This window comes from Cupriavidus sp. (genome assembly GCF_057315035.1).
The window spans coordinates 111,382-133,280 of the sequence record NZ_DBHKYV010000017.1 but is presented as its reverse complement, the minus strand read 5'-3'; the positions used below and the strand labels follow the sequence as shown (position 1 = coordinate 133,280).

The following is a 21,899-nucleotide window of genomic DNA, read 5'->3' as shown; positions in this document are numbered from 1 at the left end:
ATGTACAACGCGCTTGTTGAGGCGTTTCGATCGGCGCAGGCTGCCTCGCTCAGTGCTTTTGAGCGGGTCAGTGCACTAGCGGTACAGGTGCGGGTAGCAGATGCGGTCGTTCCTCAGCCAATCGACCAGGCTGGCGAGCTTCGCCGGTTTCTTCGGCGAGTCGTTGTCAGCCTGATCGATCGGGCTAGCAAGGAGTTTGGGATCGAGGGCGCTCCAGTGTGCATCGATGAGACACGCATTCCCGTGAATGGCCACCCGAACATTTGGGAGGCCATCCGCGCCGGCGAGACGCCCGATCTCGATCGCTATTGGCGGGTGCTTGCGGAGCGTTACGAAAGTAATGGTCGCGCTATGGCATATCGGCAGGTAGCACAGACACTGTCAAAGGCGCTGCAGTTGGATCAGCCCAATGCCGTGCGCAGGCACGCCAAAGTCACGCGTCTGCGGCTCAAGGCGCCCTCGGTGCCCGTGGCTGCGGCGCGTCCTTCACGGCGAGTTATGGCCGAGGAGCACGGTGAGCTTCGGGCTGGTCTGCTCGCGCTGGCCGCCTATGCGCAGGATGCAGGCGAACCTGCGCTGGCGGGCTGCCTGCGTCAGTTCGACCATGGGGAAGTTTTTGCTGCCCAGCAGCGACGGACTTTCCCGGGCTTGCACGTTCTGCAATACAACGAGTACTGGGAGTTGCGGTTCTCCGCGCCACTTGGCGAAGGCCTCCTGGCGTTCGTCGCCCAGTATCTATCCGAGCCAGCTGCAGCTTAAGCAGCCTGGCTTCTTCTCCTTGCCCCGTCATCGACGGGGCATTTTCTTTTCTGGAATCCAAAATGACTCATTGGTACGAGCCCTTGCGGGCCATCGTCAGCCTCGGTTCGCAGGCAGACAAGATTGCCCATATGGGCGAACTGCACGCCGCGCGTCAGCGGCATCTGTCCCAGTTTTTTACTCCCGACGCGATTGCCCAGTTGATGTGGGGCGTAGTGGATAGCTGGCGCCCCGGCCGTAAGGTGTCGGTGCTAGACAATTCTGTTGGTTCCGCGCGGCTCATGCAGTTCGCCGATCCTGCGGTACACGCCTTGTATGGTGTCGACGTGCATGAACCGGCGATCGCAGCAGTTCAGCAGTCTGTGGAGGCCGTAGGTTTTGAAGGTAGCTTCCGCATGGCCGGGATGGAGGAGATCCAGCCGCGTCATTTCGATGTGGCCATTATCAATCCGCCGTTCTCGATCCACCTCGAATCGCCGCACCTTCAGCCGTTCGGTTGCACCACGTGGGGCCGGTTCGGGCCGAACACCAGCGCCCTCAGTCACGAGTACGCGCTGGCCCAAGCGCTTGAGGCGGCACAGGTTGTGGTGGCGTTGCTGCCGACGAGCTTCGTCGACCGGTTTGCGAACGTCCTGGACCACCGGGATGCGCACAGCACGGCGGCGCGCCGTGTGGTCGGGATCTTCGATCTGCCGGCGTCGGCTTTCCGCGAGGAGGGCGCCACAGTTCACACGTCCATTGCCGTGTTCGGTCGCTACCACATGGGAAGAGTCGTGCGCCAAGCCCATGGCGACTTCTCGATCCCGTTGCCGAAGCTGGATCTGAACGTGGATGATCGGCATTTCCATGAGCCGCGTCTGAACCATCAGGTCTTGGACGATGCTGGGCCGGCCATCACCCGGCCCGTGACCTCGCAGAAACGGGTACGCATTGTCCATGACGGCCGCCGGATTGTCCTGGGTTTCGACTGCGGGTTCGTCGAGGCGATGGTGCTCAACCGGGTGTTTGACAGTCGAATCGTGCCAATGGACGGCCAGCGTTTGCCCAAAGGAATGCGCTACGCCGGCAGTGGGCGATTCGACCTTGAGGCATACCTGGTGCAGGACGATCCGATGGCGGCGTTGGACAGCTTCTTGAAGCTGATCCGCGAGGCTGGCGGTGTTCCCGAGTTGGTGCACGGCTTCCTTGAGCATTTCGGGAAGCGGATTCGGCGCAGCGCGCGCCAAGCCACTCCCTTGCGGCACACGGTCTGGACGACGGGCGTCAATGCAGCACAAGCCATGTCCGGCGTGGCCCTCAAAAGCCATGTCGTGGATCCGTTGAAATGGGGCAGCCCGGTAATCAAGGCCGGCGAGACCGTAGCATTTACGCGCCAGCCGGACGGCCGATATGCGTTTCAGGCGGGTGCCGCGCAGTTCGTGTTGACGCTTGACGAACTCATGAGCCGGTTTGCTGTGAGCCGGTCGATGCAGACCTGGGAAACCGTACACGAAGGCCTCGCAGTCAAGTGGCCGGGCCAGGCGCTGGCACTGCGTCGGCGAATGCAGGCGCTTGGTATCGACCGTTGGTTGAACTGGGAATTCCAGCAGGATGATCTGGTGGAACTGCTGCAGAAGCCGTGCGGCGCGGTAGCCGCTTGGGAACAGGGGTGCGGCAAGTCACGGCTCGCCGCAGCCTTGATCCTGCTATCTGGGGTCAAGCATGGGTTGATCGTTGTCGAAGCGCGGCTGGTGCCAGAAATGCGCGCCGAGCTGGCCCAGATCCTGCCGCCGGAGGCCGTTCAGGTCATCGACTCGCCGGAGAGCCTTGATGCATTGGGGCAGATCAATCTCATTGCCTACGAGCGCTTGCGCTCGCCGGTTTGCAGGAAAGCCTCCCAACGCGTGACCTACGCCCATCGGCTGCGACGCCGCATCGGGCTTTTGGTTGCTGACGAAGGGGAGCGGTTGTCCAACCCGAACAGCGACCAGAGCCGCGCGCTCTGGCAGCTTTCGGCACGGCGCCGCTACATCCTCACCGGGAGCCCCATTGCGAACTACCCACGGGACGTGTTCGGCTTGATCGCGTTCACGGGCGGCGATGGCAAGGCGGCCCAGCCCTATGGCTACCGCCGCGGCTATCTCGATGGCCAGTGGCTGGCCACCGCGCAGTATGCGCAGCGGGGTGTGGACCGGTTCCGTGACGACTTCGTTGTCCTGGAGTGGGTGACATGGGAGTTTGCGGAGAGCTTGCAGGACGGCGCGAAACGAGAGGTGCCCAAGATCGGGAACCTGCCGCTGTACCGCCAGATGCTTGCACCCCACGTCAAGCGCCGGCTGGTTTGCGAGCCTGACGTGGCCAGGTACATCCAGATTGATCCGCATGCAGTCGAGGTGGTCGAGACGGACTGGGACCCGGTGCACCTATCCCTGTACTTGCGCACAGCCGACGAGTTCGCGGACTGGTATCGGGAAATCCGTCGCTCAGACGGACGCTCGAATAACCTGATCGCGATCCTGGCGCGTATCCGCGCGGTGCACTTCGCTGCCAACTACCCGCAGCATGGGGTAGACGGTGTCGGAACGCTGGGGCAGTTGACCAGCAAACAGCGGGCCGCGATTGACCGGCTGGAATCGATCGCCGCGGAAGGGAAACAGGCCATCCTGTTTGCCGAGAATCCCGGGGTGATCGATCTGATAGCCGGGCAATTGAAGGCCCGTGGCGTAGATACGGTGCCGTTCCATGGGGGCATCCCGATTACGAAGCGCGTGGCCGACAAGGACAAGCGGTTCGTGAACGGCACGGCCACGGGGCTGCTGTGCACGAAGGGCTCGGGCAGGGCAGGGTACAACCTTCCCAACGCCGACTACGTGCTGTTCTATGACCGCTCGTGGACGTGGCGCATCGAGTATCAGGCGATGCGACGTGCTCTGCGATGGAACCGGAAGGGGCAGTTGAAGGTGGTCTATTTCCACCTGCCGGGAAGCATCGATGTCTACCAGGACCAGATGGTGGCGCACAAGCGCGACGCCATGGAAGCCGGGTTGGATTGGGCGACGCCGGAACTGGAAGATGAGGCGTTCCTGCATATGGACACGCTTCTCGATGCCTTTGTCGAGGATCTGGCGGCGCTTCATGGCCGCAAGAGCCGCGATCAACGTCAACTGCTCAAGGAGGCAGCATGAAAGCGAATAAGTGCAGCATCGCCCTGGGCGAGGGTGTGGCAACGGTCAAGCGGCGTGGTACGCGCGGCACGACCGTCGCCAGAATCCTTGGCACCTTGGAGACCGATGGCGTCGAGATGATTTGTCTCGATCGTCTGGTTCACGGCGTCTTCGAGACCGAGATGGGCGGCTGGCGGGTCAGCGGGGCGGTAACCACCATGCTGGCCAGACCTATCGGCCCGTTGCCGGAGAAAAACACCCAAAATAGCTGAGCTTTCGGGGGATTCACCCCCCATAAACCACCATAAGATTGTTTCCGTAGCGCCCCGCTACGGAAGCTCTCTCAGATGGACCCGTTCCTACCCGCCCTCCTAGTGAGGGCGTTTTTTTTTGGTGCGCCCGGCAGGGTGCACTCACTTGAGAGTGAACGTCCCTTACACAACCCGGCAAGGGGAATTGGAGGTGATTCGCTCATGAAGTCTTAGGGCCGAGATCGTGATCGGGCGCTTCTCGGCCAGTGGACTAAACCGCTCGCGCGGTAACCCTCCGGCAAAGCGCGAAGTGACTCAACCGCCAGCGCTGTTTCCTATGTTGAGGACCGAGGCAATTCGCCTCGAGCCTCGACAGGAGGACAGCCATGTCAGTCGCCACGCCTACCATCAGCCCACTACGCCAGCGCATGATCGAAGACATGCGGATGCGCACGCTTGCGGACAAGACTCAGAGCCAGTACATCCACGCCGTGTGCCAGTTCGCGGCCTTTCTTGGCCGCTCTCCCGACACGGCCAGCACCGAGGACCTACGGCGCTATCAACTCCATCTGGTCGATCACGGCATTTCCCCGGTTTCGCTCAATGCCGCGATCACCGGATTGAAGTTCTTCTTCGAAGTGACGCTCGGCGATGCCCAACGCATGGCCAAGATGCGTCCCGTACGCGTACCACGCACCCTGCCCGTGGTCCTCAGTCCTGACGAAGTCGCTCGCGTACTGGCGGCCGCTGGGAACCTGAAGCACCAGACCGCGCTCGCGGTCGCCTATGGCGCCGGCTTGCGCGCCAGCGAAGTGGTGACGTTGAAGGTGACCGATATCGATAGTGAACGCATGACCCTGCGCATCACCATATTGCTCACGCCCTCGGTACGAGTGGAGTTGAATCCGGCGGGCACAGCCGGACCTCAGGCCCTGATCCCAAGTGAGGCCAGGCGCCGTGGTACTCCCCGGTTTGGAGCAATCTGACGGGCCGCTTAGGGTCGTCTTCTGCCCTACGCGGACCGGTCCAGGAGGAACGCTCGGTTGTGCTCGGCGTCGGGCCGCGCCCGGCCATGCAGCGTCGGTCGATCACTCCTTTCCTAAGACGCGCGGACGCCCGGTGTATCCACAACGCCGCCGTTCGGAGGCGAACGGTAGCTCCCAATGTTTGTCAACGCACACACGAGTTCGTCTCACGCTTTATGGCGAGCCCTCAATATCGGCGATGGTAATCCGTACATTGACTGGGACGTCTTCGTCATGATCAGTGCGCCCGCATGCCGCGCCTGTGAGATGGTGATCGTTTGCGCGAATGCAATCGACGATGCTGGCCGCAACTACCAGCAGACAATGCACGCAACCTGTATCTACATCGACGCGCGGTGCTTCCACATGGCGAACGTGCAGTCGTCACTCCTGGACATCCCCGCCATTGTGATCCACGGCAACGCTCTATCCGTCGATAGCATAGGCAACCTGGTTTCACGCTGGCTCACATCTTTGACGGTTGGGGCGCGAAGCTGCGGCTCAAGCGGTTCCGTGAAGCAAAGGAACCCCTACGCCGAAGTACGTTGATGCCGAGGAAGCCAATACCCTCCGCGTTACACTCTGACGCTACTAAAGCCAACGGATAGTCCATGCTCCACGTGAGCGCGGATCCCGAGCAGCCGCGCATAACCACGCCTGCCACGCGGGTCTTCCTGCCTATGACCAGCTTGCGCTGTTCTGATGGCGGAAAAGACATCGAAACTAGCGATTTTTCGGGGTCATGATCGGCCGCACTGGCCATAAGATGGTTTCTGTAGCGCCCCGCTACGGAAGCTCTTTAAGATGGACCCATTCCCAACGCCCTCCTCCCGAGGACGTTTTTTTGAAGGCGGTGCTTCTTGCGCGGTGGCGGCCTCTTCCGGCCTCTTCCGGCCACGCGTCGATCACGCCCGATTCGATCGAACATGATTTGTGGCAATCGTGCGGAAGTGTCCTCCGAGCGCATCGATCAACTTTGCAGCAAGTGCTGTCTTCTGACGGCCTTTTTTGCTTACGACGAAGAATTCGATCGGAACCACGGGTTCGACGAGCGTCTGTACCGCTACTTGGTAGCGACTGCAGGCAGGTGCAACGAACGCCGGCAATACCGCAACTCCGTGCCCAGCCTCCACCATTGCGATTATGGTCTGGATGTTCTGTAACGCACCACTGCGCGTCGGCGCACCTTCTAGCCCACGGAGGTGCTCATCCACCAGCTTCTGGATCGGATTGTCGCTAGGTAGCGCGAGCATGTGGTCTTTGGCCAGCGCGGACCAAGGCACGTCTTGTCCTACGCCACCCTTTCGGCCGTTCGCTTTGAACGGGCGCGCGCTAACGCGGACCATTGGGAAGGTTGCCAGCGACTGCCGCTCGATGCCGACTGCGGGCTTGAAGAAGGCTCCAAGGCCAAGGTCGATCTCGCCTGATTCGATGCCCAGCAAAATTTGCCGGCGGTCGAGGTCGGCAACCTGCACCCGAATGCTCGGCTGCGTTTCGCGGAAATCCTGAAGCCATTTCGGCAGCACGCTGGCGGCTATAAGCGGTGTCGCTGCCAGCGTCACGTGCTGCTCGGCCTGAGCCGAGAGCCTACCGATGTTAGACGTTGCGCGCTCCCAGTCGGCCAGCATGCTGCGCACCGTAGGAAGCAACGATTCACCCGCAGCGGTCAAGTGAACCGCTCGTGTGGTGCGATCGAAGAGTCGGCCGCCCACCTGCGTTTCCAAGTCCTTGAGCATCAGACTGAGTCCCGCTTGCGTGACGAAGATTTCTTCGGCCGCGCGCGTGAAGCTTCCGTGCCTGGCCACGGCAAGAAACGCCTGGAGCTGTCGGGTACTGATATTCATTAGCCAGAGCTATTAATTGATTTGATAGTTTAACTTCTCAAAAGTGTCGGCATGCGTTGCAATTGCTTCATGGCCAATCAGGGCCAGCCCAAAGTGAAAGAGAAGCTATGCTGACTACCAATCCCAAGATTCTAATTGCCGGTGCCGGCATTGGGGGACTTTGCTGCGCACTCGCCCTGATCCGGCGCGGCTTCCAAGTAACGGTTCTGGAGCAGGCGCCCCAGCTCGGCGAGGTCGGCGCTGGTTTTCAGGTCAGCGCGAATGGGTCGCGCTGCCTTGCAGATCTCGGCCTCGGTGACGAGTTGCGTCATATTGCTACAGAGGCCGCCGGCAAGCAGGTGCGCCTGTGGAGCACCGGTCAGACGTGGAAGCTCTTCGATTTGGGCGCCGAGTCGGTGCAAAAGTATGGCTTCCCGTACTACTTGATCTACCGTGCCGACCTGCATGCATTGATGGAACGCCGCGTGCGTGAGAGCCAACCCGATGCGATCCGCCTGGGGGCCAAAGTGGTAGGCGTCAGGCAGGATGCCGACAGCGTTGAGGTAGAACTGGAGAGCGGCGAGCGCGTCCGTGGCGACATCTTGATTGGCGCGGACGGCGTGCATTCGCGCATTCGACGCGCCATGTTCGGCCCGAGCGATGCGCAGTTCACAGGCTGCGTCGCTTGGCGCGGCCTGGTGCCGCGTGAGAAGCTACCATCCCATTTGCACGCAAGTATCGGCACCAACTGGATCGGACCCGGCGCGCACGTCATCCACTACCCACTGCGCAACGGTGAGCTTGTCAACTTCGTAGGCATAGTCGAGCGTAACGACTGGCAGGTCGAATCGTGGACCGAGCGCGGCAGCGTTGAAGAGTGTCTGCACGATTTTAAGCATTGGCACGAAGCCGTCCACCGCCTGATCCAGGGTATCCAGCAGCCTTACAAGTGGGCGCTGCTTAGCCGACAGCCAATGGATACATGGACGATTGGCCGGGCCACACTGCTCGGAGATGCCTGTCACTCGACACTGCCATTTCTCGCGCAGGGCGCCGTGATGGCACTGGAGGATGGCATCGTCCTCGCGCGCTGCCTCGCTGCTCACACCAAAGACCCGGTGGCGGGCCTTGCACGGTACCAAGAACTACGGCTGGAACGCACCTCGCGCATCGTGCTCGGTTCGGCAGCGAACGCGGCGCGCTTTCACAACCCTCTTCTCGCCGACGAAGCAGAGGCGAGCCGTTACGTGGACCGGGAGTGGAACGAGGATCGCGTGCGGGAGCGCTACGAATGGCTCTTCAGCTATGACGCCACCGCCGTCGATGTCCTCGGCAGCCACCCGGCGGAGACCGCGGCATGAACATGAAGACGATGAAACCCATGACAAACCAATCCGAAGCGTTGCGTACGCTCTTGCACGACTTGGTGCATGCCTTTCAGATTCTGGCCATGGATGGGCAGGGCAGTGGCATCTCAGGCCACTTGACGGCTCGCTTGCCCGGTGCTCGAACCTTTTGGAGCATTCCGTACGGGTATGGCTTCGAGGAGGCAACTGCGGACGAGCTGATTGAGTCCGATTTCGAACTGCGCACCATCACAGGCACGCTTCCGTGCAACCCCACGCTCAACATTCATACCGAGATCTATGAGGCGCGGCCCGAGGTCTGCTGCATTCTGCATACACACTCCGAGGCATCGCTGGCGCTGGGCGTCGCCGGCAGCAACCTGGAGCCCGTGACCCAAAGCGGCGCGTTGTTCTACGAGGACATCGTGCTATTTGACGAGTTTGAAGGCATCGTACTCGACAAGAAGGAAGGCGCCAGCATCGCCTCATGGCTGGGGACGAATCGAGCCATCCTGCTTCGCAACCATGGGTCGGTGGTTGTCGGCTCATCGATCGCGGAAACGACGATTGCAGCCACCGTACTCGAGTTCGCTGCTCGCGTGCAACTGCAGGCAATGGCTGTCGGGACTCCGAAGCTCCTGCCTGCGGCGGAGGCTCGTCAGACCAAGAGTTTCCTTCAGCGGCCGGACGTCGTTGACTTGCGCTGGAAGCTCCTCGTGCGGCAAGCGCGCCGTCACAACCCCCACTTCGCATACGAAAGAACCCAAGCATGAGCCCGCGCACTGCCCGCCCCCCAAAAGTCCTCATGCTCCTGACGTCGGACTTCGTCACTGCACGCTACGAAGCGTTGCGCGCCCGCGCGCCCGAACTTCAGATCGTTACCGACATCGGTGCGGACGTGGACCCTGACGTCACCGCGCTGTTCGCGTTCAAACTTCCCGCTGGCATCGCGCCGCGCCTGCCTAACCTGCAGTTGGCAGCCTCCGTCGGCGCCGGAGCCGATGGAATTATCGGTGCCCCTGACCTTCCGGGGCACGTCAAGGTTACCCGTGCGGTCGAGCCGGGGCTCGGCCTCAGCATGGCGCAGTTCGTTGCCCTACAGGTCTTGCGGCAGTTCCGTTCGTTGCCGAAGATGGAGCAGCAGCATGCCGCGGGCGAATGGAAACGCCTGCCTGTGCCCGATGCGCGCCAGGTTACCGTCGGAATTATGGGGTTGGGTTCCATCGGCGCTGTTGTGGCCGACGTCATTGCCGCGCTCGGATTCAACGTCATTGGATGGACCCGCTCTGACGCACGCGCGTCACGTGTGCCAGTGTTCGTGGGTGAGGAAGGCATGGACGCGTTCCTTGGCCAGTCCGATTTTTTGGTATGCCTGCTGCCAAGCACCCCTCAGACCGCGGGTCTGTTGGGACGGTCGCTTCTCGCCAAGCTTCCAAAAGGTAGCTTCGTGGTCAACGTGGCTCGCGGTGGCATCGTGATCGAGGACGACCTACTGGCGCTCGTGAACGAGGAGCACCTGAGCGGAGCCGCGCTGGATGTCTTTGCAACTGAGCCGCTACCCCCTGACAGCGCTTTCTGGCGTCACGAGAGGATCCTTGTCACGCCGCACATTGCAGCCCAACCATCCGTTGGTCCCGTAGTCGAGCAGTTCATCGAAAACCTGCAGCGGCTTGCCTCGGGGGAGCCGCTTCTTAACGAGGTCGACCGGCTGGCAGGCTATTGAGCGGGAGGCCGATTTCCCGCAATTATAAAATATTGGAGACAACCCGTGATGTTACAGAAACTGCTGGGCGGATTTGCCCTTGTAATGGCGCTGACCTCGCCATACCCCAACGCGGTGGCCGCGGACCTCTATCCGTCGAAGCCAATCAAACTGGTCGTGCCCTTTCCCGCCGGCGGTCAGTCGGACGTGGTAGCCAGAGTTATCGCTGACCGCATGCAAAGCGGACTTGGACAGCCCATCATCGTCGAGAACATTGCGGGTGCGGGCGGCCTGATTGCTGCGGCCAACGTCGCGCGGGCTGCGCCGGATGGCTACACGCTGTTTCTTCCGAACGCCAGCACATTGACGATTGCGCCCTATCTCCAGAAGGGTAAGTCGGTGAAGCCTTCATCATTCACCCCGATAAGTACAGTTAGCCAGTTCCCGCTGGTTCTCGTAGTGAACAGCCAGTCGCCTTACAAAACGCTGGCTGATGTGATCGCCGCTGCCAAGGCGAAGCCCTCAAAGCTCACCTTCGCCTCGCCGGGATACGGCACGACGCCGCACCTTGCCGGTGAGACACTTAGCCGGGAAGCGAAGATTGCCATCACGCACGTCCCGTACAAGGGCGGAGCGCCGGCGCTGAACGATTTGCTCGGGGGTCAGGTTGACCTTTTCTTCGAGGCGCCGGCGACCATCCTGCCTTATGTTCAGAATGGCAAACTTCGCGCGCTCGCCGTCACGGGGAAGGCTCGAGCTCAAATTCTTCCGCAGGTGCCTACAGTAGCTGAGCAGGGGATTCCGCAGCTTGTACTCGAAAGCTGGTCGGCATTTGTTGCCCCGCCGGGCACATCATCGGTCGTCGTCGATAGGCTGCGGGTCGAGATCGAAAAGACGCTGAAGAGCGAAGACATCATTCAAAAGCTGCAGGGACGAGGGTATGAAGCGGTTTCGAGCACTCCCGCCGAGCTCACCCGCATGATCAACGGCGAGGGTCGGCGGTGGGCGCAGATAATCAAGGAGCGGAATATCACCGTCGATTGATGATGTAGTGCAGAGCTTGCCTCGAATGAGCGGCTCGAAACTATGTAGCGATGGACGAGATGGGGACCGATCCTACGTACTCGCTGGGTGCTTTGGTGTGGAACAGGTATCTCTTGATCGCCGTCGGCGCGACGACGGCTGCCGACGATGGTGTGGAACTACATCGTCGGCGGCGCTGGAGACCAGACGACGTTACGCGACAACAGGGACGCATTTGTACGGTGGGCTTTGCGAGCGCGGCCGCTGACTGCGGCGGGAAGCCAGACCTCAGGACAACAGTCTCAGGCCAGGCAGCCGAATACTACAACCGCGCCCACCCAGGTTCGCCGAAAAAATGCACGCCCCTCCGGAATTCTGTATGCGCACACCCCTCCCGTTTGGGTGAGGCGACGCGTGGCGCTGCCTTCTCGATTTTTGCAGATAGGGATGACCACCGTGGGGTGCCTTGGCACGGCATGGTCGCCGTCGATAACAGCCTTTGACAACGTCGCGATCAATCCCGCGCAGGTGATGTTTGGAGTACAGGCAGACCCATGGACCGGTCATCTGCCAAAAGAGCCGCTCATCTTCGGGCAATTGGATGTCTCAGAAGGGGTCGGGTTCGGTCGTTCGGATATCCTCACGAATGTGCCCGCTCGTCTAAAGGCCCAAGGTCATGTTCGACAACTGGTTTCAGCATGCTCCTTTCGAGCGTGAGTTCAAGCCGACCGCGTTGCAGGCAGAGGCCGCAAGGGCGCTGGTCTAGCAATTCGCGCCCACAGCGGACGAGGCTACGTTTTTGTTCACACAGAATGTCGAGTCCTTGCAACCTGAAGCAGGCTGGTCTGGAGTGGCTTGGAAGCTAGGCAAATCGCGTCGCCGACTAGGATGACTATTTCCTCACCGTTGGCGATGCCGACTGCCCAAATCAAAGTTTGGCGGAGTGACTGATTGGTAACAGTTAAATCAGCGGATCGCGTGCTCGACATCCTGGAGCTTTTGGCCAGCACCGGTCGGGCGATGACCCACGCGGAGATCGCCCGACGCACTGGCATCCCGAAAAGCAGTTTGACCCAATTGCTGAATAATCTGGATGCCCGCGGCTACGTGGAGCAAGTACAGAATTCGAACGCCATACGTCTCGGGGAAGGCGCTTTTTCTCTCGCCCGTCGCGGACGCGGGACGCGCGAACTTGTGGAGATCGCGTATCCGCATATGGAAAGGCTTACGGCCGCCACCGGTGAATCGTCGGCCCTCAGTCTTCTAAACGACGATATGGCCGAGAGAGTTTGCAGCGTCAACTCGAGCCAGGCAGTCCTCTACGCTATGCACGTAGGCGTTCGCGCTCCTCTCTACGCACACTCTGCTGGCAAGACATTGCTCGCTTGGATGTCCACTGCGGAGCGCGAGGATTACTTCCAGAGGATCAAGCTGGCGAGGCTAACCGATCGCACGATCCTTTCGATGGCAGAACTGCGTAGGCAAGTTCAGCAAATTAGAGCAACCGGGATTGCAACCTCTATGGGCGAATTTACCCCGGGGATTGTTGGCGTTGCCGCACCCGTTCGAGACATTCATGGTCGCGTCTTCGCCAGTGTTGGTGTCGCCTTTCCGGCCGCTCGCTTCAGCGAAGCACGAATGAATGAGCTTGAACAAGCTCTTCGCACGTGCTCGGCGGCGATCGGGCGTGAAGCGGAGGAGCGCAATCTCACCGTCTTGCCCCAGATTCTCATATAGTGTTCACATATGTGAACACTTGATTGTCGTCCCGTGCCTCCGGTTTCAGACTCCCAAAAAACGGATCTTCGCAATCCGTCATACGGAGACAAACAGATGCACGACCAAACTCTTATAGAAGAGCACCTTCGCACGCCGGTTGCCGGAACCTATGACGTGATCGTCGTCGGCGGCGGCGCGTCTGGCACCGTTGCCGCCATCGCTGCGGCACGAGCTGGGGCTCGCACCTTGCTGATCGAGCGTGGAGGGTGTCTAGGCGGCGCTGCTACGGCCAACCTAGTAGCGCAATGGGTTGCCTTCTTTCATCACGACACTCGAGTCGTTGGCGGCATTCCGTTTGAGCTCGCTGAGCGACTGCAGATTGCTGGCGGATCTGACGGGTTCCATCGCTATGTGATGGGCGAAGCCGCCGGCACCCCCTTCGGCTTGCGGGTGCTTCCGTTCAATCCCGAGACTTTGAAGGTTGTACTGGATGCTGCTGTGAAGGACAGTGGCGCGGAGGTGCTGTTCCACACAGGTTTTTCCCGGTCGCTCGTGGCCGACGGACGAATTAGCGGAGTAGTCACCGAAACGGTAGCAGGACGCAGAGCTTACCTCGCCAGCACGGTCATCGACGCGTCGGGCGACGCCGCAGTTTGTGCGAGTGCCGGTGTTGAGTGTCACGGTGAAGACCTTGGAAAGACTGGGGAACGTCAGCCCTGCACGCTGTCATTTCGGCTGTCGAACGTTGACGTCGCCCGGTTTAAGTCTGTGCCATCGCCGGAGCGCCGCCGGCTTGTGCTTGGTGGACTAGAACGAGGGGAGCTTTTCTGGCAAAGCCTGTCTTTTGTCAGCACCCCAGCGGGCACCGATGCTATCTGCCTCATGAGTCGAATCACAGGAGTCGACGCTCTATCAGAGAGAGATGCAACGAACGCTGAGCAAGAGGGCCGACGTCAGATCGCCAGCATTGTCCCCTTTCTGAAGCGTGAGATTCCAGGCTTCGAAAACGCCGTCTTGGCAGGCATTGCGGAGCGCGTTGGTGTGCGTGAAACCCGCCGAATTCAGGGCTCCTACACGCTCACTGAAGAAGACATTATGGAGGAGCGCAGTTTCGACGATGCCATTGCGCTTGGTGCCGGCCCGATGGATCGGCATGACCCGAACGGAACAGGCATTACGCTATATGCGCCCCCCTCACCTTTCGAAATCCCGCTCCGTGCACTAATACCCAATGGTGTTAAAGCGCTTCTTGTGTGCGGACGTACGCTCAGCTCTACGCGAGAAGCAATGGCGGGCGCTCGCCATATGGCGACTTCGATGGCAATGGGGCAGGCGGTCGGAACGCTAGCTGCCGTAGCGACAGCGACCAACCGCTTGCCATCCGAAGTTCCTGCTGCAGAGGTGCAGAAACTCCTTCTCAACGGCAACGCTTATTTTCATCGCTCGCAAGTTGAGCGGCTGGAACGCGCATAAGCGGAGGGCGGGAAGATGAACAAGATCCTTCAACTACTGTTCGCGGGATTGACGATGCTCGCGGCAAGCTGCGTCAGCGCGCAAGAGTGGCCGAGCAAGACGACCACAATTATCAATCCTTTCAGTGCTGGAACGACCACGGATACCGTCGCCCGAGTTGTGGCCGAATATCTGCATAGAAAGTCGGGCAAGTCGGTAATCGTTGACTCGAAACCCGGTGCGGGAGGAATGATTGGTACAAGCCAGATTGCAAAGGCGCCGGCTGACGGAAGCGTTATCGGCGTGAGCATTGCGGGCCCACTAGTCATGAACACACTGCTTTACAAGTCCATGGCGTATGACCCGTTCAAAGACCTGGTTCCGTTGACGCTAGGGGTGAACCAACCGTGTCTCCTCGTTGCTACCAAATCGCTGGGCGTGTCAACCGTGGCTGGGCTCGTCACAGCACTTAAAAAGAACCCTGGCAAGTACAACTATGCGTACGTCGGAAGCGGATCGCTCGGCCACTTGGTCATGGCCATGCTAGCGATGAGAAGCGATACTCAGGTCGTACCGGTGATGTACGCCGGTGCTGGACAGGCAATCACAGCCATTATCGCAGGCGATGTCCAGATGGCATGCCTTCCGGCCCAGGGCGTGATCGGCCAAGTGAAAGCGGGAAAGGTCGTGCCGATCGCAGTCTCGACGGCTGAACGCGCGGCGCTTCTACCGCACGTGCCGGCATTGCGAGAAACATATCCCGACATTGTGGGCAGCGCATGGATTGGGTTCATTGCGCCGGCGAAGACACCACCGGCACTAGCGGATGAGATAAGCAAGCGGATTGCTGAGGCGTTGCGAGATCCAGATGTAGTCGCGCTACTGAGGCAGCAAATGATGGAGCCTGCTCCAATTCCGCGGGAAGACTTTGGCAAGTTTATGAAGGCAGAACTTACGCGTTGGAAGCCCGTGATTGAGCGAAACCATATTTCTGCCGAATGAACATCGGGAAGAGGATGCTATGAAGGACGATTCGATGTGTGCACGCACCTACGAGGAACGGCTCGATACAGCGATCGTGGCGGAGTATGACGTAGTGGTCGCTGGCGGCGGTGCGTCGGGACTCATTGCGGCTGTATCCGCAGCTCGTTCTGGCGCAAAGACGTTACTGTTGGAGCATTCCGGCTGCCTGGGTGGCACCGGCACGTATGCGATGGTGGCTCAATGGTTAGGTTTCTATAACGGAGAGACGCGGGTCGTGGGTGGTCTTCCGTTGGAGCTTACCAAACTGGTGGAAGAGATGGGAGGCAGTAACGGCTTCAGCCGCTATGTCTTGGCAGAAGCTAGCAATAGTCCGATCCCAATCGTCAACTTCTCATTTAACCCTGAAATAGTCAAAATCGCCTCCGACAGGTTAACCAAGGAAGCCGGCCTGGACGTGAGGCTACATTCACGAGTCGTTGCACCAATGATGCACGACGGAAAGATTGCGGGGGTTGTCGTGGAAGACATCGCCGGTCGTAGTGCCATCCGGTCAAAAGTGGTGATTGACGCCACAGGAAATGCATCAGTCGCAGCAGCAAGCGGAGCCGCGTTCGACGGTGGCGAGGAAGAGTTGCGACGTCGCCGACAGCCTTGCACTCTGGTGTTTCGTCTTTCAAACGTTGACGTCGCCCGCTTTCGTGGATTGCCGCGTGAAGAGAAGCGCGCCCTGGCCCTCGAAGGGGTACAGACCGGTCGGATCTTCTGGGAAAGTCTCTCGTTCTGCAGCACGCCCGGGGATACGGATGCAATCTGCTTGATGAGCCGAATCTCGAACATCGATGCGTTAGACCCAGTGGATCTGGGTCGTGCTGAGATGGAGGGGCGAGATCAAGTGCACTCCATTGTCGGCTTTCTGAAAGAGCGTGTGCCAGGTTTCGAGAGTTCAACATTGGCAAATATCGCCGCACACGTTGGCGTGCGGGAGACACGGAGGATCCGCGGCCGCTACACCCTAACCGAGGAGGACATCGTGAGCGGAAAGCGCTTCAATGACTCCATCGCGCTGGGCGCCGGCCCAATGGATCTGCATGAGGCTGCGGGGACCGGCATCTCCTTGTGGATGCCAGACCATCCCTTCGAAATCCCAATGCGCTGCCTGGCACCTGCGCTGACTTCCGGCTTGCTGGTGACCGGCAGAGCGATCTCTGCGACGCGTTCCGCAAATGGTGGCAGTCGTCATATGGGCACCGCCATGGCATTGGGTGAGGCAAGCGGAAAACTGGCTGCGTTGGCGACAAGGCATGGCATTGAGTTAGCAGAGATTGACGCTGGACAGGTACGAGAAGAACTTCGCGCTTGCTCTGGCATGGTTAGCCTGGAAGACACCGCATTCAATTAGAGCGGGATCACGGCACAGGAAAGATAACAAAAAGGAGACAATAATGCGTACCAAGCTTTGGCGAGCTCTGCTCGTCGCTCTTGCCGTCGGAAGCACTCTGTGCGAGATGGTCATGGCACAGACTTTTCCAACTAAGCCTCTGCGCTTAGTTGTGCCATACCCACCTGGCGGACCGTCTGATACCACTGCGCGCGCTGTGGCTAGCGGAATGTCCACATTCCTGGGCCAGCCTGTCGTCGTCGAAAACAAACCGGGCGCCGGAGCAATCATCGGCACCAAGGCGGTACTTGTAGCACCGCACGATGGATACACTCTCCTGATGGGCAGCAACATACTGACCACTGGTAAATGGCTTTACTCCAAGCTGCCGTTCGACGCTATGCGGGATTTCCGGCCGGTCGCTGGCGTGTTTCGAAGTCCGCTTGTTGTGGTGACTGCACCGAGCTTTCCTGGGAGTGGTATTCAGGATTTGGTCCGCATGGCAAAGGAGCGCCCCGGCAAGATTGACTATGCATCATCAGGGGGCGGCACTATGCCACAGTTGGGGGCTGAGCTCTTTAAGCAATCCACTGGCGTCTCGATGAACGGCATCCCGTACAAAGGCTCAGGACAGGCGCTTACTGCGGTCATGGCGGGCGAAGTGCCAGTCTACTTCGACATCCAGTTTTCCGCGCAACCCCTTTTAAGAGCAGGAAAGCTTAAGGCTTTGGGCGTGACTGGCCGTGAGCGCGCTCCGCAGTTTCCTGCTGTTCCCACTCTGACGGAGCAAGGAATCAAAGACGTCGAGCTCTACGCATGGTTCGGGATTGTGGTTCCGTCCGATGTTCCAGATGACGTGGTGGACCGCCTCAATAAGGCTGCAAACAAGGCGATGGAGTCGAAAGTCTTTAAGGATCAATTGAACCTGCTTGGTGCCGCTCCGATGGGAGGCACGGCTCAGTCGTTCAAGAGCATGATGGAAGCTGAGACTGCTTCGTGGGGATCCGTGATCAAGCGCGCCGGCATTGTGTTGGACTGAAGACGATTTGTTTTCATTCCATTTGTCCCGAAAATTCGATTAGGCAAACGATGTCCCATGACCTTCATTAATGCCTGATAACTTCGACGAGGTCGGGCTTCCGCGAGCCTGCCCTCGCGTGAAGATCGCCTTTCCGATCGGTGCGGAGATATCGTCCGGCGTGCTTGGCTGTTGGAATAGGTTCACTGCGCCGGCCGAGCGCTGAATGGTGCGCGGCGAGTCTGCGACCTACCGGTTTGAGCACCCGTGGCGCACCGAGGAAAGCTGGCTTCCCATAGCCGACCTCTTGTCTATGTCTTGATCAGGCTCCGTTCATCGCTTGCTCCCCTTTCCCAATCTTTCCCAATCGCGCATTCTGCTGTTGCGAATTAGCGTGATAGCGTCAACGAAGAATCTTTACAGTATGCACGTCGCATATGTCGCCTAAAAGATTCGATCATGCCCCTGCACACCGCTGGCGAAGACACATTGAAAACCGTTCCCAAAGAGCTTGCCGTAGCTATAACTGCGCCCGACGGGCTGGCAGTGTTCATCGAACACGCGAGCATCTGAATTGGGCGACAACGAAAACTGCCGTCTACGCTCCTCAGCGCCCGGAGCTATGTAGAGAGCCCTCGCTGGCTTTCGACGAGAGTTAGTTCGGCTCGACTGAAGAGCCCCCACCGTTTCATTTTCCACGCTGCGCAATTGGTGCTGCGCGGGGATTCACACGTCCGTCAACAGGACGGCATCACAACAAGCAAGATGGAGGAGACATGCATCAATTCACACGCCCACTGCTAGCGGCCGCCGCCGCAAGCCTGGTGGCTCCCGCAGCGCTGGCACAGCAGTCGAGCGTCACGCTGTATGGTCTGGTCGACACCGGGATTGAATACGTCAACCATGCTGGCGCCAACGGCACGGGCAACGCGTACCGAGTTTCCCCTAGTAACGTTGCTGGTTCGCGCTGGGGCATTCGTGGCAAGGAGGATCTGGGAGGCGGCCTGAACGCGGTGTTCGTACTCGAAAGCGGCTTCAATAGTGACACCGGGGTATCTGGACAGGGTGGTCGTCTGTTCGGGCGGCAGGCCTATGTGGGCATCGAGGGCAAATTCGGCCTCATCTCGCTGGGTCGCCAGAACAACACACTTTACGACCTGTTCGTGCCGCTCGATCCAACGCGCTACGCAAGCTACGGCCTGCTCTCGCAAGACAGCCAGTTTGTAGGTCGGGCTGACAACGCCATCAAGTACACCGGCAACTTCGGCAATCTGATGCTGACGGGGCTTTACAGCGCCGGATACGACGGCACGATCACCAACGGGGGGGAAGTTCCAGGAGCACCGCGCGTTGGCCAGGAGATCAGCGCGGGCGCATCCTATACGATTAGGCAGGTCGGCATGGTCGTCGCCTATGACCAACGACGCGGCACCTCGCTTGTAACGCAGGATATCATCGAGCGCCGCTATGCAACCGGCCTCATCTGGAGCTCAGGCCCCTATACGGTCACGGCCGGCTATCGCTATCAGCAAGGCGCGCTCGCGCAGCCGTCGCTGCATGCCAATCTATATTGGCTGGGCGGCTCTTATGCAATCACCCCTGCACTCACGCTACGAGCGGGCGTTTATCACAACTCAGTACGCAACTCACCCAATGGCGCGACGAGTTACGCCCTCTCGACGCTCTACAGCCTGTCGAAGCGCACTGACCTGTATGTCAACGCTTCGTATATGAACAACAAGGGCACATCTACCCAAGGTGCAGTTCTTGCGACGACTGTCGCTCCGGGCGCCAACCAGACAGGCGTTGCGGCCGGCATCAAACACATCTTCTGAAGTGCTTCGCATCAGCGGTTGTTCGGCGTAGCCCCGGATCTTCTGGTCGCCCCCAACTCTGCAACTTTGATTTCCGGTGGCGCGGCTGGCTTGCCTCCCGTGGGGAAGGCCTTTCGCCGTACAGCGGCTGCATGCGGATGGTGCATACCTCGGGCAGGACGAGCACGAGCTAGTCTTCGCCTGGGTCTTAATTCTGAACTGCGATTGTGAAGATTGCCGCCAACTCGAGCGGTGGAGACAAACATGACTATCACACCGAAGAAACTGGCCCTCTACTTGGGCTTCGCGACCCTCTCCGGGGCAATGACCGCCTGCGGAGGCGACAACAATTCCTCCGACAACAATAGCTCCGACAACACTTCCGTTACGACACAGGTGGCACCGCTCACCTGCGACGATACGATGAAGACGAAGTTCATGCCTGACGCGAACACCAGTGTGCTGCTCGTCAAGGCGTTCAAGGCAGGCGAGCCGCTGCTGTTGACCGGCACGGCGAATGCCAACACTCCCGTCGCGACCAAGGACGTATGCGTGGTCAAGCTGAACGTCGGGCCGGGTAATGCCGGTCCCGCAGACGCACCGTCGACGTCGACGGGCATCGGTATGGAGATCTGGTTGCCCACGGCAGCGAACTGGAACGGGCGTGTACATCTCAAGGGAAATGGCGGCTGGGCTGGTGGCGTGCAAGGGTCGACGACTGCGCTGGCCGGCATAGCCAGCGACACTGCGGGGACGGTGTCCACGACGGCGATGCAAGAAGGCGCCGTTTCTGGCTCGACCGACACCGGCCATGCCAATACCGCAAATGCCGGTTCGTTCGCAATGAATCCGGATGGCACGATCAACCAGGCTCTTTGGAAGGACTTCTCGGAACGCAGCATCCACGAGCTTGCGGTCAAAACCAAGGCACTGGCATTGGCTTATTACGGTAGAGCTGCAGCGCACACCTATTGGAACGGATTCTCGACCGGTGGGCGGCAAGGGATGAAGGCCGCCCAAGCCCTGCCCACGGACTTCGATGGCATCCTCGCCGGCGCCCCGGCGATCAACTGGACGCTGTTCAGTACCGGGCACATGTTCCCACAGATTGTGATGGAGCGGGACCTCACCGGCGTTCGTCCCACGGCCGGTCAAGAGAGCCTGGTCTCAAACGCGGCCATCAGTGCATGCGATATGGTCGGCGGGAAGCATCTGGGCTATGTTCCAGATCCAGCGACATGCACATATGACCCAAGTCTGGACCCGACGGTACTTTGCACGGCCAACGGTGGCACCAATACGACGGCGAACTGCGTGACGCCGGCACAGGCCAATGCATTCAACAAAATCTGGTACGGTTTCACGGCAGACGGGACCATTCCAATGCCTTCGGCAGATAACGGCGCGGCCGTGACATTGGCCTCTGGACAGCGCTGGTTCGGACCGACGCGAGGATCTAGTCTCGCCAACTTCCTCGGAGGGCCACTAGCGAACAGTTCTTCTCAGGTCGCACTCGAATTGCAGGACCCTTCCTATGGTCTCCCGCTTTTCGTGAATGCGACGGGTAACGGCACAAACCTGTGGAAAACCTTCACTTACGCGCAATTGTCGAATGCCGCTGACCGCGGACTCGCGCTGCAGCAGAATTTTTCGAGCATCGATACGGACAACCCGGACCTCTCTGCATATCGTGATCACGGGGGCAAGCTGATTATGTACCACGGCCTCGCCGACTCACTAATCAAGACAGGTGGATCGGTGAACTACTACAACCGCGTTCTCGCCAAGATGGGAGGCACCGCATCAGTGCAGAACTTCTATCGCCTCTATCTCATCCCCGGGATGTTCCACGGCCTGTCGAACGGTTCCGCCAATCCGAACGCGAATCCACCGCTGCCCACCAACGCTCAACTTTACGACGCGCTGACCAACTGGGTAGAGAAGGGTATTGCACCTGGTCGTATTGATATCGCGACGGCTGTGACCGCGACCTTCCCGACGCAGAAATCCTACCCGCTGTGCGTCTATCCCATGAAGGCAGCTTTCGTCGCAGGTGACCCGATACTTACGACGAGTTACACCTGCCAATAAGGCTGAGCCTGCAAAAGCCAGCGAAGGCAAGCAGAGCAAGATGTTGGAGGCAAATCTTGCTTTCGCGAACCCCCGGACCGACCTTGACCACAAAGGCCTGGCAGGAGTCTTCGACCGTCGCCATGCCCACGGGCCGTTGATCGCCTCTGAACGACATCGGCAAGAAGGACCTTCGCCTCGGGTGACACTCTGCATACAGCTCATATCGCACTTGACTCGCCTTCGTGGGTTCAAGGACGTTGGGCCGGCGACATCGCCGGCCTTTTTTCATCGCCCTCCTGTGCGGGCTCAAGCCTGGAATATTGCTTCATGGATCGCGGAGCCTCCCCCTCAGTCGGGATCAGACCACTTGTATTGCGTGAGGAGCCACC

17 protein-coding genes and 1 pseudogene are annotated in these 21,899 nt (G+C 59.7%); 17 read left to right on the top strand and 1 reads right to left on the bottom strand.

The genetic code is table 11. The features are described 5' to 3' along the window. The 5 genes and pseudogenes from ACO550_RS20765 to ACO550_RS20745 all read left to right on the top strand — a co-directional run bounded on the left by ACO550_RS20765 (nucleotide 1) and on the right by ACO550_RS20745 (nucleotide 5,727). Complete coding sequence (locus ACO550_RS20765) at nucleotides 1–759, top strand: hypothetical protein (protein WP_315593832.1); 759 nt, start codon at nucleotides 1–3, stop codon at nucleotides 757–759. Between the two features lie 83 nt (nucleotides 760–842). Next, complete coding sequence (locus tag ACO550_RS20760; RefSeq protein WP_485994948.1) at nucleotides 843–3,923, top strand: SNF2-related protein; 3,081 nt, start codon at nucleotides 843–845, stop codon at nucleotides 3,921–3,923. Next, nucleotides 3,920–4,174 carry a hypothetical protein gene (locus ACO550_RS20755; RefSeq protein WP_315593830.1) on the top strand — a complete coding sequence of 85 codons (255 nt, stop codon included), beginning with the start codon at nucleotides 3,920–3,922 and terminating at the stop codon, nucleotides 4,172–4,174. Before ACO550_RS20760 ends, ACO550_RS20755 begins: the two co-directional genes overlap by 4 nt. Before the next feature lie 365 nt (nucleotides 4,175–4,539). After that, nucleotides 4,540–5,019 (top strand): annotated as a pseudogene (locus ACO550_RS20750) (tyrosine-type recombinase/integrase); the annotation flags it as partial. A gap of 297 nt (nucleotides 5,020–5,316) precedes the next feature. Then, a complete protein-coding gene (locus tag ACO550_RS20745; protein ID WP_315593829.1) occupies nucleotides 5,317–5,727 on the top strand; it encodes a hypothetical protein in 411 nt (136 codons plus the stop codon). 356 nt (nucleotides 5,728–6,083) lie between these two features. Here ACO550_RS20745 and ACO550_RS20740 read toward each other — a convergent pair whose 3' ends face one another. Then, nucleotides 6,084–7,022 carry a LysR substrate-binding domain-containing protein gene (locus ACO550_RS20740; protein WP_315593828.1) on the bottom strand — a complete coding sequence of 313 codons (939 nt, stop codon included), beginning with the start codon at nucleotides 7,020–7,022 and terminating at the stop codon, nucleotides 6,084–6,086. Nucleotides 7,023–7,129: 107 nt separating this feature from the next. Between ACO550_RS20740 and ACO550_RS20735 the strand changes: the two genes are divergently transcribed. The 12 genes from ACO550_RS20735 (at nucleotide 7,130) to ACO550_RS20680 (ending at nucleotide 21,528) form a co-directional block, all read left to right on the top strand. Next, on the top strand, nucleotides 7,130–8,362 hold the full coding sequence (locus tag ACO550_RS20735; RefSeq protein WP_315593827.1) for an FAD-dependent monooxygenase: 1,233 nt from the start codon (nucleotides 7,130–7,132) through the stop codon (nucleotides 8,360–8,362). Then, nucleotides 8,359–9,120: a class II aldolase/adducin family protein gene (locus ACO550_RS20730; RefSeq protein WP_315593826.1), complete on the top strand. Its 762-nt coding sequence runs from the start codon at nucleotides 8,359–8,361 to the stop codon at nucleotides 9,118–9,120. Before ACO550_RS20735 ends, ACO550_RS20730 begins: the two co-directional genes overlap by 4 nt. Then, a complete protein-coding gene (locus tag ACO550_RS20725; RefSeq protein ID WP_315593825.1) occupies nucleotides 9,117–10,070 on the top strand; it encodes an NAD(P)-dependent oxidoreductase in 954 nt (317 codons plus the stop codon). Before ACO550_RS20730 ends, ACO550_RS20725 begins: the two co-directional genes overlap by 4 nt. A 48-nt stretch (nucleotides 10,071–10,118) precedes the next feature. Continuing rightward, the gene (locus ACO550_RS20720) at nucleotides 10,119–11,093 is read left to right on the top strand and encodes a tripartite tricarboxylate transporter substrate-binding protein (protein WP_315593824.1); all 975 of its coding nucleotides are present in this window, start codon (nucleotides 10,119–10,121) and stop codon (nucleotides 11,091–11,093) included. A 138-nt stretch (nucleotides 11,094–11,231) separates the two neighbouring features. Then, the gene (locus ACO550_RS20715; RefSeq protein WP_315593848.1) at nucleotides 11,232–11,789 is read left to right on the top strand and encodes an alpha-hydroxy-acid oxidizing protein; all 558 of its coding nucleotides are present in this window, start codon (nucleotides 11,232–11,234) and stop codon (nucleotides 11,787–11,789) included. 261 nt (nucleotides 11,790–12,050) lie between these two features. Beyond that, nucleotides 12,051–12,809: an IclR family transcriptional regulator domain-containing protein gene (locus ACO550_RS20710; protein WP_315593823.1), complete on the top strand. Its 759-nt coding sequence runs from the start codon at nucleotides 12,051–12,053 to the stop codon at nucleotides 12,807–12,809. A gap of 96 nt (nucleotides 12,810–12,905) precedes the next feature. Then, nucleotides 12,906–14,264 (top strand): FAD-dependent oxidoreductase, encoded by a 1,359-nt coding sequence (locus ACO550_RS20705; RefSeq protein WP_315593822.1) that lies wholly within the window; start codon nucleotides 12,906–12,908, stop codon nucleotides 14,262–14,264. 15 nt (nucleotides 14,265–14,279) lie between these two features. Then, nucleotides 14,280–15,245 carry a tripartite tricarboxylate transporter substrate-binding protein gene (locus ACO550_RS20700; protein ID WP_315593821.1) on the top strand — a complete coding sequence of 322 codons (966 nt, stop codon included), beginning with the start codon at nucleotides 14,280–14,282 and terminating at the stop codon, nucleotides 15,243–15,245. Further along, nucleotides 15,217–16,626: an FAD-dependent oxidoreductase gene (locus ACO550_RS20695; protein WP_315593820.1), complete on the top strand. Its 1,410-nt coding sequence runs from the start codon at nucleotides 15,217–15,219 to the stop codon at nucleotides 16,624–16,626. The genes ACO550_RS20700 and ACO550_RS20695 overlap by 29 nt, the downstream gene beginning before the upstream one ends. Before the next feature lie 43 nt (nucleotides 16,627–16,669). Then, nucleotides 16,670–17,644, top strand: coding sequence for a tripartite tricarboxylate transporter substrate-binding protein (locus tag ACO550_RS20690; RefSeq protein WP_315593819.1), 975 nt, complete (start codon nucleotides 16,670–16,672; stop codon nucleotides 17,642–17,644). A gap of 755 nt (nucleotides 17,645–18,399) precedes the next feature. After that, entirely contained in the window at nucleotides 18,400–19,458 is a 1,059-nt protein-coding gene (locus tag ACO550_RS20685; protein WP_315593818.1) for a porin, read from the top strand. A 243-nt stretch (nucleotides 19,459–19,701) separates the two neighbouring features. Next, nucleotides 19,702–21,528 carry a tannase/feruloyl esterase family alpha/beta hydrolase gene (locus ACO550_RS20680; protein ID WP_315593817.1) on the top strand — a complete coding sequence of 609 codons (1,827 nt, stop codon included), beginning with the start codon at nucleotides 19,702–19,704 and terminating at the stop codon, nucleotides 21,526–21,528. Nucleotides 21,529–21,899: the final 371 nt, after the last annotated feature.